This window comes from Bordetella tumbae, assembly GCF_054780995.1.
Genome location: NZ_BAAGVG010000023.1, coordinates 477,854 through 491,191, shown reverse-complemented (window position 1 = coordinate 491,191; position 13,338 = coordinate 477,854). Strand labels below are relative to the sequence as shown.

The 13,338-nt window shown below is 60.3% G+C and carries 11 protein-coding genes; 8 read left to right on the top strand and 3 right to left on the bottom strand.

The annotated features are described in order from the left end of the window. Positions 1–118: 118 nt before the first annotated feature. Positions 119–1,201 carry a hypothetical protein gene (locus ACYVI2_RS24660; protein WP_415819747.1) on the top strand — a complete coding sequence of 361 codons (1,083 nt, stop codon included), beginning with the start codon at positions 119–121 and terminating at the stop codon, positions 1,199–1,201. Positions 1,202–1,319: 118 nt separating this feature from the next. On the opposite strand, the gene ACYVI2_RS24655 is transcribed toward ACYVI2_RS24660, so the two are convergent. Both ACYVI2_RS24655 and ACYVI2_RS24650 read right to left on the bottom strand, forming a co-directional pair. Further along, positions 1,320–2,687: an MmgE/PrpD family protein gene (locus tag ACYVI2_RS24655; RefSeq protein WP_415819746.1), complete on the bottom strand. Its 1,368-nt coding sequence runs from the start codon at positions 2,685–2,687 to the stop codon at positions 1,320–1,322. 25 nt (positions 2,688–2,712) lie between these two features. After that, on the bottom strand, positions 2,713–3,873 hold the full coding sequence (locus ACYVI2_RS24650; protein WP_415819745.1) for an acyl-CoA dehydrogenase family protein: 1,161 nt from the start codon (positions 3,871–3,873) through the stop codon (positions 2,713–2,715). 179 nt (positions 3,874–4,052) lie between these two features. On the opposite strand from ACYVI2_RS24650, the gene ACYVI2_RS24645 reads away from it, so the two are divergent. From ACYVI2_RS24645 to ACYVI2_RS24615, 7 genes are all read left to right on the top strand, one after another. Then, positions 4,053–4,982 (top strand): LysR family transcriptional regulator, encoded by a 930-nt coding sequence (locus ACYVI2_RS24645; RefSeq protein ID WP_415819744.1) that lies wholly within the window; start codon positions 4,053–4,055, stop codon positions 4,980–4,982. A gap of 26 nt (positions 4,983–5,008) precedes the next feature. Then, complete coding sequence (gene rdgB / locus ACYVI2_RS24640; RefSeq protein WP_415819743.1) at positions 5,009–5,638, top strand: RdgB/HAM1 family non-canonical purine NTP pyrophosphatase; 630 nt, start codon at positions 5,009–5,011, stop codon at positions 5,636–5,638. Between the two features lie 105 nt (positions 5,639–5,743). After that, entirely contained in the window at positions 5,744–6,961 is a 1,218-nt protein-coding gene (gene hemW / locus ACYVI2_RS24635) for a radical SAM family heme chaperone HemW (protein ID WP_415819742.1), read from the top strand. 187 nt (positions 6,962–7,148) lie between these two features. Then, positions 7,149–8,561, top strand: a complete 1,413-nt coding sequence (gene glnA / locus ACYVI2_RS24630; RefSeq protein ID WP_415819741.1) for a type I glutamate--ammonia ligase — start codon at positions 7,149–7,151, stop codon at positions 8,559–8,561. Positions 8,562–8,623: 62 nt separating this feature from the next. Continuing rightward, positions 8,624–9,691 (top strand): nitrogen regulation protein NR(II), encoded by a 1,068-nt coding sequence (gene glnL, locus ACYVI2_RS24625; protein WP_415819740.1) that lies wholly within the window; start codon positions 8,624–8,626, stop codon positions 9,689–9,691. Next, entirely contained in the window at positions 9,688–11,250 is a 1,563-nt protein-coding gene (gene ntrC, locus ACYVI2_RS24620) for a nitrogen regulation protein NR(I) (RefSeq protein WP_415819739.1), read from the top strand. The genes glnL and ntrC overlap by 4 nt, the downstream gene beginning before the upstream one ends. A 96-nt stretch (positions 11,251–11,346) precedes the next feature. Continuing rightward, complete coding sequence (locus tag ACYVI2_RS24615) at positions 11,347–12,249, top strand: class I SAM-dependent methyltransferase (protein ID WP_415819738.1); 903 nt, start codon at positions 11,347–11,349, stop codon at positions 12,247–12,249. Positions 12,250–12,382: 133 nt separating this feature from the next. On the opposite strand, the gene ACYVI2_RS24610 is transcribed toward ACYVI2_RS24615, so the two are convergent. Next, positions 12,383–13,294 carry a LysR family transcriptional regulator gene (locus ACYVI2_RS24610; protein ID WP_415819737.1) on the bottom strand — a complete coding sequence of 304 codons (912 nt, stop codon included), beginning with the start codon at positions 13,292–13,294 and terminating at the stop codon, positions 12,383–12,385. Positions 13,295–13,338 lie beyond the last annotated feature (44 nt).

Sequence of the window (13,338 nt, the reverse complement as noted above, 5' to 3'; positions counted from 1 at the left end):
CTAAAAAGTCACAAGAGTGTTGCGAAGGGTCACGATGTAAAAGATAGCATTGCCCAAGCGGTCGCAAGCCAACTTCCACTGATATAAACCAGCTGTTTTCAGCAATCAGGGGTAGAGGATGATTGGCTTGCGTATGCTGCCATGCGCGGTGTTTTTGCTGTGTGTCGCAGGCTGTTCCAGTGGCCGGTATTATTCTCACCCCGAGATGATGGTGCCGGTTTCGTCTGCGGATGCGGCAGTGCCGGCTGGCCTGACGGCCGGCACCTGTGCAATGCCTGTGGCGCAAGCTGTTCCAGACAGCAGCACTGCATCGAGTGACGGCATTGCATCGAATGGCAGCACGGTATCGGGTACTGGCACGGTGTCGAGCGCCGGCGCCACCTCGAATACCGGCATGGCGAATAGCAACAAGAACACCGTCTTCGTGCATCCAGGCATGTTGTCGTTGAGCGCCCGCTGGGATCAGGGGCTGGCCGTGGATGGGGGGAAATGGTTGGTTAGCCATGGCTATGCCGCGCGGATTTTCGAGCTGAATGGGCGCGACCCGGAGCGTATCGCTCAAGTCATGGCTCGCGATCCAGGGACACGCTTCATAGGTTTGCACTACAGCATGGGAGGCAGTGCAGATCTCGTGGTGCGCAGCGTGGCTGCGACGGCGCGAGCCGCAAAGATGTCGGGCCGGCAGCTATCCTACTTTCCTATCGTCATCGATCCAGCTTCGTTCACCTCGGTGGGAGAACGGCTGGATATGAATTCGCCGTATCTGGGGCAAATGTTTGTGCTCGTATCCGAAGAAGGCTCCGCGCTGCGGACAAGCATCACATCGGTGTCGCGAAAGGTGTTGGATCACGCCAAGACGCATCTCTTGTATGCCGAGGATTTTGGCTTGAATTGGAGCCATTTTGGCGTACTGGAAGGCTTGACCGCCGAGCAGCCCACCGGTGCTCAGAAGCGGGTGCAAGACGTGTTTGATGTGATCGCGCGTGGTATTGATGCCGGAACAGATCCCGCACAAATCGAGGCACAGTTGGATGCGTTGAAAGTCGACTACGCGCGAGCGGACGAGCGGCCGATACTGCGTGCCTGGTTGCAGCATACGCAGGGAGCTTGTGGCACTCAGCGAACTGCGCAGCAGGTTTGTGATAGCTCGACGCAGCAGACGGGCTGTGGCGTGGAAACCGTCAGTGCTGGACGGCTTTGACGGCTCCGCGCGCAGCGTACGGTCCCGGACAACAGTAAACGGGCACGTGCAACAGCAGATGGGCACGCAGGGCCTGTGTCTGCTGCCGCGCGTAGTACTTCAGCGGCGAAACGTCGCCTCAGCGTTTAGGTAATAGTGCCGTCACGCGCGCAGCATTTTCCAGGTTCCACACGCTTTTGATCACGTCGCGGACTTCCGCTTCGCTGGCAGCTTGTGCATACACACCGAGCCGCAAGGCTTTCTCTTCGATTTCATCGCGGCTGAGCGTGTTACCTGGATCGCCCTTGGGTTCGTCTACGCGCGCATGCAGGACACGGCCATCTGTGGTTCGCACGGTGACTTTGCCGATCCATCTTTCGGGGTACGCGGCATCGACTTCGGGGTCGAGTTCCATGCGGACTTTGGTGCGTAGCGTCGCTACGTCGGCGTTGCCGGGGGCCGCGTCAAACTCGGCCAGCCCAGCGCGGCCTTCGCGTGCGATCAAGGCCAGGACCGTGCCCATCGAGAATTTCGATTGATGTACGGTCTTGGGGTCGACGACAGGGCCCAGGACATCAATCGCACCTTGGTGGACGTGCGTGATGACTTCGGCGATGTCGGTATCGCGCAGTTTGTATTCGCGCATCGCCTGCTGCAATGCGTCGGCGGCAGGATGGGTGTGGCGGCACGAGGCGTGATACTTGAACGACGTCTCGGACAGCGCCCAGCGTTCGCCTAGCCGATCGAGCAGGCGCGCAGGGTCCGCATCAGTGGACATGCCAGCGGCGAGCCCTTGCGGGCCTTCGAGAATGCGGCGTGCGCCAGTGAAGCCTTCTTTTGCCAGGTATGCTGCGGTCATGCCATCGGCAGCGGCCTTGGCGGTATGCAACTGTTTGGAATCCGCCGCATCGCGCAGAAACTCCCACAGACCTGCGGCCTGTGTCCCCGCAGAGCCCAACGCATGCAGCATTTGCTCGGCGTTCAAATTCAGCAGCCGGCCCACGGTGACGGCGGCCGCCAGGGTCCCCACGGTCCCGGTGGTATGAAAGATCTTGTAGTGCGAACGGCCCAGGTATTCACCGATACGGATGCCGACCTCGTAGCCCGCCACGGCCGCGACCAGCAGTTCTTTGCCGGATCGGCCCAAGGCCTGCGCAACGGCCAGGGCAGGGGGGAACACCACAGCAGCGGGGTGAAACACCGAGCCATTATGAACGTCGTCTTGCTCGACCACGTGGGCCGCGGCTGCATTGACCATTGCAGCAAATAGCGGGGATGTCTGGCGACGGGAAATCAGGACCTCTGCACCGCCGTCGGCCGGGCCCATGGCGACAGCATAGCGCTCGATAGCCTGGATAGGGCGCGTAGTGGCGCCTGCCAGGATCGATGCCACACAGTCCAGGAGCAAGTCCTCGGCACGGCGCAGCACGGAGGCTGGAATGTCTTCGAAACGCAGATTGGCGGCAAATTCAGCGAGTGCAGCGCTCGGATGAGAAGTAGCAGTCATGAAGGGCTTCAAATTATCAGGCTGATCAGAACGAGCGCGGCATACCCAGCACGTGCTCGGCCACATACGACAGAATCAGATTGGTCGAAATAGGCGCAACTTGATACAGGCGGGTCTCGCGGAATTTGCGCTCGACGTCATATTCGTTGGCGAAACCAAAACCGCCGTGAAACTGCAGGCAGGCGTTGGCGGCTTCCCAGGAGGCGTCCGCGGCGAGCAGTTTCGCCATGTTGGCTTGCGCGCCGCAGGGTTGATGGGCGTCAAACAGGCGGCAGGCCTCGTAGCGCATCAAACTGGCGGCTTCGACGTTGATGTGTGCGCGTGCGATCGGGAATTGCACGCCCTGGTTCTGGCCGATCGGGCGGCCGAATACGATGCGTTCTTTCGCGTAGGCCGTGACTTTATCGACAAACCAGTAGCCATCGCCGATACATTCCGCAGCGATCAGCGTGCGCTCGGCATTGAGGCCATCCAGGATGTACTTAAAGCCTTTGCCTTCTTCGCCGATCAGGTTTTCGACCGGGATTTCCAGATTGTCGAAAAACAGTTCGTTTGTCTCGTGATTGACCATGTTCGGAATGGGGCGCACTTGCATGCCGTGTTTCACTGCATGATGCAGATCCACCAGAAAAATCGACATGCCTTCCGATTTGCGGGTGACTTGCTCCAGCGGCGTGGTCCGGGCCAGCAAGATCATCAGGTCCGAGTGCTGCACACGTGAGATCCAGACTTTTTGGCCGTTGATGACATAGCGGTCGCCGCGCCGCACCGCTGTGGTTTTGATCTTGGTGGTGTCGGTGCCCGTCGTGGGTTCGGTGACCCCCATGGATTGCAAACGCAGCTCACCATTGGCGATACGGGGCAGATATTCGCGCTTTTGCGCCTCGGAGCCGTGGCGCAGCAGGGTGCCCATGTTGTACATCTGGCCGTGGCAGGCGCCGGAATTGCCGCCGCTGCGGTTGATTTCTTCCATAATGACCGAGGCTTCGGTCAGGCCCAGGCCCGATCCGCCGTATTCCTGGGGAATCAGCGCCGCCAGCCAGCCGGCCTCGGTGAGCGCTCGCACAAATTCCTCGGGATATCCGCGTTCTTCGTCGATTTTGCGGAAATATTCACCGGAAAATTGGGAACACAGGTCGCGGACGGCTTCGCGGATGTCCTGGAAATCGTGATTCGTATTGGGCATGGTTCAGGTTCTATGTCTATGATGACGCCAACAAAGATAATGGCCTGCGGCGCCGCGCCTATGCTCAGAGGCGGCTCGGTGGCCAAAACAACACCGGCACTTTGCCGCAACCCGGGTACCCTTGCCAATTTATGATTGCTTAATACCGGGTTAGCAATTGCCGAAGAACAGAGGAAACCATGGCAGGGCATTTTGATCTGACAGATCTACAACTGATTGTCCATATCGGCGATCGCCAAAGCCTGACACGCGCTGCGGAGAAGACGCATCTATCGCTGCCGGCCGCCAGTACGCGCATCAAAAACCTGGAGGAGCATTTCGGGACGCAGTTGTTGTACCGGACCAGCCAGGGCGTCACGCTCACGCCCTCAGGCGAGGCGTTGACTCGCCATGCGCGCACCGTGATGCGCCAGGTTGAACAATTGCGTGGCGATATGCAGGAGTTCGCTCGCGGGGTAAAGGGCCATGTGCGCGTGTTGGCCAACACCACGGCAATGACGGAATTCATGCCTGCCGTCCTGGGGAAATTTCTGGCGGCCCATCCGGACGTCAATGTCGAACTGCGCGAGCGATTGAGTTATCTGATCATGCGGGCTGTCGCCGAGGGCTCGGCCGACATGGGTATCGTAGCGGGCTGCACGGCTGACCCGAATCTGGAATTCATTCCCTATCGCAAAGACCGGCTTGTTCTCGTTGCTGCCAGCAATCATCCTCTGGCGAAAGAGGCGGCGGTGGCTTTTGCCGATACGCTCAACAACGATTACGTCGGGCTGTCCGAGTGGAGCGCGATCCATCCCTTTTTGGTGCAGGCAGCCGAGGCGCTGGGCCGCACTTTCAAATTCCGCATCGAGGTCGGCAATTTCGAGGCCGTCTGCCGCATGATCGAAACAGGCGTGGGGATTGGTGTGATTCCCGAATCTGTCGCACTGCGTTTTGCCCGGGTATTGAAAATCGCCATTGTGCCGTTGACCGATGAATGGGCCGTGCGCAAACTGCAGATCTGCGTGCGTAGTCGAGAGGCCTTGCCAGCGTTTGCGAGAGAGCTGGTGGATATGCTGGTGGCCGACGTGCCTGAGAGCGAACGCGAAATCCCTGCCAAGGCCAAGTAAAACTCGCGCGGCATACAATGGGGGCTATGACCTCTACAACGATTCATCCCTCTCTGAGCCGAGTGGTGCTGGCCTCGAACAATGCTGGCAAATTGCGCGAATTTTCGGCCTTGTTTGCCCCCTTGGGCATCGAACTCGTTCCGCAAGGCGAGCTTGGCGTGCCTGAGGCTCCCGAGCCCCATGTAACGTTTGTCGAAAACGCCCTGGCCAAGGCGCGCCATGCCAGCCAGCTGACAGGATTGCCTGCGCTGGCAGACGATTCCGGCCTGTGTGTCGCGGCCTTGGGCGGTGCGCCAGGCGTGTATTCTGCCCGTTATGCGCAGTTGACCAATCCTGACGCTCCTCGCAGCGATAGCGCCAACAACGCCTTGCTGGTCAATAACTTGGCCGATGTGGTCGATCGCAGCGCCTGGTATGTCGCATTGCTGGTATTGGTGCGTGCGCACGATGATCCTCAACCCCTGATCGGCGAGGGCTTGTGGCACGGCGAAATTGTCGACACACCCAGAGGCGATCATGGTTTCGGCTATGACCCGTATTTCCTGCTGCCGGATCTTGGCCGCACGGCGGCGGAACTCGATCCCGCCGAGAAAAACCGTGTCAGCCACCGCGCCCGGGCTCTGCAGCAGCTATTGGGCAAGCTGGCCTCGCGCTAGCACGCTGTGCCGGTAGGTAAAAGGGCGATCGTGGCGTGTCTTGTGCAAGAGCGCGCCGTATTGTGAGAGCTGCAGTCACCGCTTTTCGTATTTTGAGTTTCTATCTTGGCCATCACAATTCCCATTCGCGCGGCTGGCGCAGGCAATTCTTCCCGTGTGGTGACGCCGCCCGGCGCCACGCTGACCAGCCTGCCGCCGCTCTCGGTTTACATCCACGTGCCGTGGTGCGTGCGCAAATGTCCGTACTGTGATTTCAATTCTCATGCGGCGCCCACCGAGATCCCCGAACGCGCCTATCTGGATGCCTTGCGCGCCGATCTGGAACAGGCCTTGCCCTCGATATGGGGCAGGCAGGTCATCTCGGTGTTTTTCGGGGGAGGCACGCCCAGCCTGTTGTCCGCAGCGGCGATGGACGAGATTCTGGCCATGCTGCGCGCCTATCTCAATCTGTGGCCAGACGCCGAAATCACGATGGAGGCGAATCCCGGCACCGCCGAGGCCGGTCGTTTTCGTGACTATGCGGCCAGCGGCGTCAACCGTTTGTCGCTGGGGATTCAGAGTTTTGACGATGTGCAGCTCAAAAAGCTGGGCCGTATTCACGATGCGGACCAGGCCCGGGCAGCCATCGAGATGGCGCAGAGGGCAGTGTCCCGGATCAATCTGGACCTGATGTTTGCCCTGCCGGGGCAGGATATGGCTGCCTGTATGCTCGATGTCGAGCAGGCACTGTCCTTTGGCACAGAGCATCTGTCGATGTATCACCTGACCCTGGAGCCGAACACCGTGTTCGCGAAGTATCCGCCCGAGTTGCCGGATGACGACACCAGCGCGGCGATGCAGGATGCGGTCGAGGCTCGGCTGGCGGCGGCAGGGCTGCAACGCTACGAGGTCTCGGCCTATGCCAAACTCGGCGCGCGTAGCCGTCACAACCTGAATTATTGGGAATTCGGCGATTATTTGGGGCTGGGTCCGGGCGCACACGGAAAACTGTCATTTCATGACCGTATCGTGCGAGAGGCACGCCTGCGTAGCCCCGATACCTGGATGGCGGCGGCTGTGGCATGCGATGGCAGCCACATCGCAGAGAGCCGCCAGGTCGGCCCTGATGAGCTGCCGTTCGAGTTCATGCTCAACGCGTTGCGCTTGAAAGAGGGCGTGTCCGCGGCATCCTTCGAGGAACGCACGGGCCTGTCCTTGGCAGCGATGTCGCGCCCGTTGCAGGCCGCCAGCGCCAAGGGGCTGCTGGACGCGGACCCCACGCGATTACGGGCGACTGCACTGGGTTGGCGCTTTCTGAACGACCTGCAGGAAATGTTCCTGTAATTGAAAGGCACCAATATGGTGCTTATATGCACCATATTATGCACTAATATAGTGCATAAATGCCCCGCCATGGATGCTTTATGTGGCTATGCCCCGTAATGGAACCTGGCACACATATTGCTTTCTACTGTTTATGCCAGCCGGAGCCAGGCTTAGACCCCCGGCGCTTTTATCTAATGGAGATGACATGGCAAGCCCGAAAGACATCCTGAAGCAAATCGCCGACAACGAAGTCAAATTCGTAGACTTCCGCTTTACCGACACGATGGGCCGTGAGCACCACGTATCGGTGCCTACGACCGTCGTAGACGAAGACAAGCTGGAAAGCGGCCAAGCCTTCGATGGTTCGTCGATTCCGGGGTGGAAGGGTATCGAAGCATCGGACATGTTGCTCATCCCCGATCTGAGCACCGCCAACCTGGATCCGTTCCGCGAAGAACCCACGCTGATCCTGAGCTGCGACGTTGTCGAGCCGTCCGACCTCAAGGGCTACGACCGCGACCCGCGTTCGCTGGCCAAGCGCGCCGAAGCCTATCTGAAGTCCTCCGGCCTGGGCGACACCGCCTACTTCGGTCCGGAACCCGAATTCTTCGTGTTCGACGGCGTGACCTGGAACACCGATATGTCGGGCACCTTCGTCAAGATCAAGTCCGAAGAGGCCCCCTGGTCCAGCGCCCTGGAATTCGAAGGCGGCAACCTGGGTCACCGTCCCGCCGTCAAGGGTGGCTATTTCCCCGTGCCCCCGGTCGATTCGTTCCAGGACATGCGTTCGGAAATGTGCCTGTTGCTCGAACAAATGGGCGTGCCGGTCGAAGTGCACCACCACGAAGTCGCAGGCCCCGGCCAATTGGAAATCGGCACCAAGTTCAGCACGCTGGTGCAGCGCGCCGACTGGACCCAGATCATGAAGTATGTGGTCCACAACGTGGCCCATGCCTACGGCAAGACCGCGACCTTCATGCCCAAGCCCATCGTCGGTGACAACGGCTCCGGCATGCACGTGCACCAATCGATCTGGAAAGACGGCCAAAACCTGTTCGCCGGCAACGGCTATGCGGGCCTGTCCGAATTCGCCTTGTACTACATCGGCGGCATCATCAAGCACGCTCGTGCCCTGAACGCCATCACGAACCCGGGCACCAACTCGTACAAGCGTCTGGTTCCTCACTTCGAAGCCCCGGTCAAGCTGGCTTACTCGGCTCGCAACCGTTCGGCCTCGATCCGTATTCCTTACGTGGGCAACCCCAAGGGCCGTCGCGTCGAAACGCGCTTCCCGGATCCCCTGGCCAACCCGTACCTGGCTTTCTCGGCACTGATGATGGCCGGTCTGGACGGTGTGCAGAACAAGATTCACCCTGGCGATCCCGCCGACAAGAACCTGTACGATCTGCCGCCGGAAGAGGATGCAAAGATCCCGACCGTCTGCGCCTCGCTCGACCAGGCTCTGGAAGCCCTCGACAAGGACCGCGAGTTCCTCACCCGTGGTGGCGTGTTCAGCAACGAGATGATCGATGCCTACCTGGCGCTGAAAGAAGGTGAAGTCCAGCGTCTGCGTATGACCACGCACCCTGTCGAATTCGACATGTACTACAGCCTGTGATGTTTTTGGCTTAGTTGGGGCGGACGGGGCGGCCCGCCGGCCCGTCCACCCCGGTGCTGCAAATGATAAATGTTGATGCGTTTGATCTACTGGCGACGGCTGTCCTGCTGTTGAACGAAAAAGGACATGTCGAATGGACCAATGCTGCAGCCGAAGACCTCTTCGGTCGGTCCCGCAGACAACTGCACGGCCATTCTGCTGCCACATTGTTTGGCCATCCGGAGGCCGTACAGTCGTCCATCGACCGTGCCGTATCCGGCCATTTTGCCGATGTGCGCCAATTGTCTTCGTTGCGTCGAGCAGGCGAGTGTGTCGAGGTCACCGTTACAACGGTGTCACTGAGCGGCCAAGCCTGGCCCGTCCTGATCGAGGCGCGCGAGATCGAGCAGCGTGTGCTGGCCGATCGCAATCATCGCCTGGTCGAGGAAATCGAAGCGCATCGCGAGTTGTTGCGTAACCTGGCACACGAGGTCAAGAACCCGCTGGGGGGCTTGCGTGGTGCGGCGCAATTGCTTGAGGCCGAGTTGCCCGATGTGGCGCTGGCTGAATACACCCAGGTCATTATTTCCGAAGCCGACCGCCTGCAAGTCCTGGTCGACCGGCTCAGTGGTCCGCAACGCGTTCCCTTGAGTGCGCGGCCTGTCAATATTCACGAGATCTGCGAGCGTGTCTGCGCGCTGATTCAGGCCGAGTTCCGCGAGAAAATCACGCTGGTGCGTGACTATGACGCGTCGGTGCCTGATTTGCAGGGCGATGCCGCTCGTCTGATGCAGGCCGTCTTGAATGTCGCGCGTAATGCGGCTCAGGAGCTGTCTCTGCAGAAACCCGGGGCGGATGTGCCTTCGCCCCAGATTACGTTGCGCACGCGTGTCGCGCGGCAGGTCATGCTGGCTCATCGCCAACATCGTTTGGCGCTCGAGCTGGCGATCATCGACAACGGGCCGGGTGTGCCCGAGGCGATTCGTGATCGTATTTTTCATCCGCTGGTCACCGCACGGCCAGGCGGGACCGGGCTGGGCCTGAGCCTGGCCCAGGATTTCGTGCAGCAGCACGGAGGCATTATCGAATTTGAATCGCACCCCAGGCACACAGAATTCCGTCTGGTCTTACCGATGGAGCAGCCACAGTGAGCAAACCTGTTTGGATCGTTGATGATGACCAGGCCATTCGGTGGGTGCTGGAAAAAGCGCTCGCTCGCGCCGACGTGCCAACGCGCAGCTTTTCCCAGGCTGCCGATGTCCTGGACGCACTGGAAACCGAAACGCCGTCCGCCCTGGTCTCGGATATCCGCATGCCTGGCGGCAGTGGGCTGGACTTATTGCGTCAAATCAAAGAGCGCCATCCGCGTCTGCCCGTCATTGTCATGACCGCATTCGCTGATCTGGATAGCACCGTGTCGGCTTTTCAAGGCGGCGCGTTTGATTATCTGGCCAAGCCGTTCGACGTGAACGAGGCCGTCGCGTTGATCGAGCGCGCAGTGCTCGAATCCGCCCCCGAGGAAAAAACCGTCGTTGGCGAGGGGGCAGACCCTTTGCAAAACAACGAGCGCTGGATGATGACGCAATCGGCCTCCAGCGCCATGCAAGAAGTCTTTCGCGCCATCGGCCGTCTGTCTCAATCCAAAGTCACCGTATTGATTACCGGCGAGTCCGGGACGGGGAAAGAGTTAGTCGCACGGGCTTTGCATGGCCATGGTGCACGAGCGGGCGGGCCGTTCGTGGCGTTGAACGCCGCCGCGATTCCTCGCGATCTGCTCGAGGCCGAGCTCTTCGGCCATGAGCGCGGGGCCTTTACCGGCGCGAACACCTTGCGTCGCGGCCGTTTCGAAGAAGCCAACGGCGGCACGCTATTTTTAGACGAAATCGGCGATATGCCGATCGAGCTGCAGACCCGCTTGCTGCGCGTGCTGGCCGAAGGCAGTTTTTATCGGGTGGGCGGTGCTCAACCTGTGCGTGTAGACGTGCGTATCGTCGCCGCCACGCATCAGCCGCTCGAGCAGCGCGTCGAACAAGGCCAGTTTCGCGAAGACTTGTTTCACCGTTTGAATGTCATTCGCCTGCGTTTGCCGCCGTTGCGCGAGCGGGTCGAGGATATCCCAGCACTGGCGAATCATTTTCTGGCAGCCAGTGCGCGCTCCTTGGGCGTGCCGGTCAAACGCCTGACGCCGGATGCGATTGCCGTCCTGACCCGGTTCGATTTCCCGGGCAATGTCCGGCAGTTGGAGAATTTTTGTCACTGGCTGACCGTCATGGCGCCGGGCCAGATCATCGAGCGCGCCGATCTGCCGCCTGAAATCCGGGCCATCGAGTTGGAGCAGCAGGCGCCACATCATGGGGGTACGGCGGCGCCCACCGTGATCAACGGCGGTGCGGCTGCTCCGATGGTGGCGGGCAGAGGCGGTTTCCCAACCGCCGCGCCAGCGCCAGCCTATGCGGCATCGGCGCCAGTGACACCCGCGGCCGCCTCCGGCGTCCCGGACTGGCAAGGGGCCTTACTGCGTGAAACTCAACAGCGCTTGGAGCGCGGTGAGCCAGCTGTCATGGCCACGCTGACGCGGCAATTCGAACGCATTCTGCTGCAAACGGCGCTCGACGCCAGCCGCGGCAGGCGGGTCGAGGCGGCCTCGCGCCTGGGCATTGGCCGCAACACGATTACGCGTAAACTGCGTGAACTCGGCATTGAAGATTAATGCCTCGCTCGCCCTTGTTGGCTGACAGGGGCGAGTGTCTTGGGACTGTATAGATAGTGTGGTGCAATAAAGGCTTCGGACTTGTGGGAGTTCGCAGTGCCTAAAGTTGTTCGTCGCAAACATCCTGAACCAGTCTCGGCCTCGACGCAGGCCGCAGCCGCGCAAACTGAAGCCAAAGCACGCAAGGTTACGATGACCAAAACCAAAGCTGCCAAAGTAAAAGAGGCGAAGGCCAAAGGGCCCAAGCCCAAAGACGTCAAGGCCAAAGGTGCCAAGGCAAAAGACCGCAGTATCAAGGTCAAGGGCGCCAAAGCAAAAGACGCGGGCATCAAAACCAAAAAAACCAAGACCGGACAAGCCCGGCCTAAGGCTGTGGCGGCACATGCCACAGAGGATTGGTCCGCCGGCACGATTCCGAGTCTGCCGCACATGGAGCCAGAGGGCATCGCTTTGCTCGGCGAACACCTGACGGGGATCAGAGTTTTTCTAGAGTATGGTTCGGGCGGTAGCTCATTGATGGTCGCCCAGGCCGGTGTCAAGAGCATTTATTCGGTCGATACCGACAAGCAGTTTTTGAAAGCCGTCAGGCAGCGATTGCTGGACGAAGGCATTCCACGCCGTCGTTACATCCCCATCTATGCGGACATCGGCGCCACCAAAGAATGGGGCAGGCCGGTGGACGAGTCTCACGCCAGAGACTGGCCTGCTTATTGCACGGCCCCTTGGGAAAAACTCCTCAAAACCGGTGAGCGGCCCGATCTGGTATTGATCGATGGGCGGTTCCGCGTTGCTTCGTTCCTGATCACGATGCTGATGGCGCCGCCGGGCTGCGTCATTTTGTTCGACGATTATGTGGACCGGCCTGAATATCATGTCGTCGAACGCTATCTGCAGCCGGCGCGCTTGGCAGGCAGAATGGCGGAATTCGTCGTGGAACCCGTTGCAGAGCCGTTCGCGGCATTGATCGATCTGTTGAAATACAGCACCGAGTCTCGGTGAATTGAGCCCCATGGGCAAGGCGTAATCCCGCCCGCCCACAAGGAAGATGCCTTGCCTTGAACATATGCAATGATGTGCGGTTGCCCAGTCGACAGCAACGTAGCGTCGCAGGGGCGGGGCCTTTGGCGTGGAGTCACACACCCAGCAGGCTTTCGCATAACCTGGGCGAGCGCAGCTTTTGCAGCCACCATTTCAATGCCTGCCCCGGGATCGGCTCGCGCCAGGCGTAGACCAATTGTTCCGTGATGGGCACCACGTCATCCGTGGTGCATTGCACCAATTGACCTCGCATGATGTAGGGCGCGGCTAGCGACAGGGGCAGGTAGCCGCACCCCAGACCGCGTACCTGCGCGTCGATCTTGGCCTGCATGGTGGGCATCATGATGAAGGGCTGCTGGCTCAGCAGGCCGCGCGTGCGCGGCGGCAGATCGCGCGACGTGTCGGCCAGCGCAATGGCGCAGTAGGCCGCGATGTCGGCCGCCGTCAATGGGCGATTCAACTGCGCCAGCGGATGGTGGGGCGCCACGCAAAAACCAAATTGCAGTTCCCCTAAAGGCTGTGACCAGTAGGCCCCCGAAGGCACCCCCGCTGCGTCCGCACCAATGACCAGGTCCGCCCGCCCGGAGGCCAAGGCGTCCCAATTCCCGCTGAGCACCTCGGTAGAGAGCCGCAGCGTCGTGACCGAGGCCAGCTCGCGAAACTCGGCAATCAGGTCGTACAGTGGTGCCAAAGGCAGCACCGCACTGACTGCCACCCGCAAATCCAGCTCCCATCCCGTCGCGACGCGCTTGACCCGGCCTGCCAGCGCATCCAGTGACTGCAGCACCTGCCGGCCGTCATGCAACAGGGTTTCCCCGGCAGGCGTGAGGTGAGCGCGATGGCCGCTGCGATCAAACAACAGTACATCCAGCGCATCCTCGAGCTTGCGCACCGCGTAGGTCACGGCCGATGGCACCTTGCCTAATTCGCGCGCCGCCTTGGCAAAACTGCCGTGCCGGGCGATGGCATCGATCATGTACAGCAGTTCGGGGGTGATGGCTTGCATGGTGAGAGGATCGTTCAAATAATTTGAATGATCTCATCAAACCG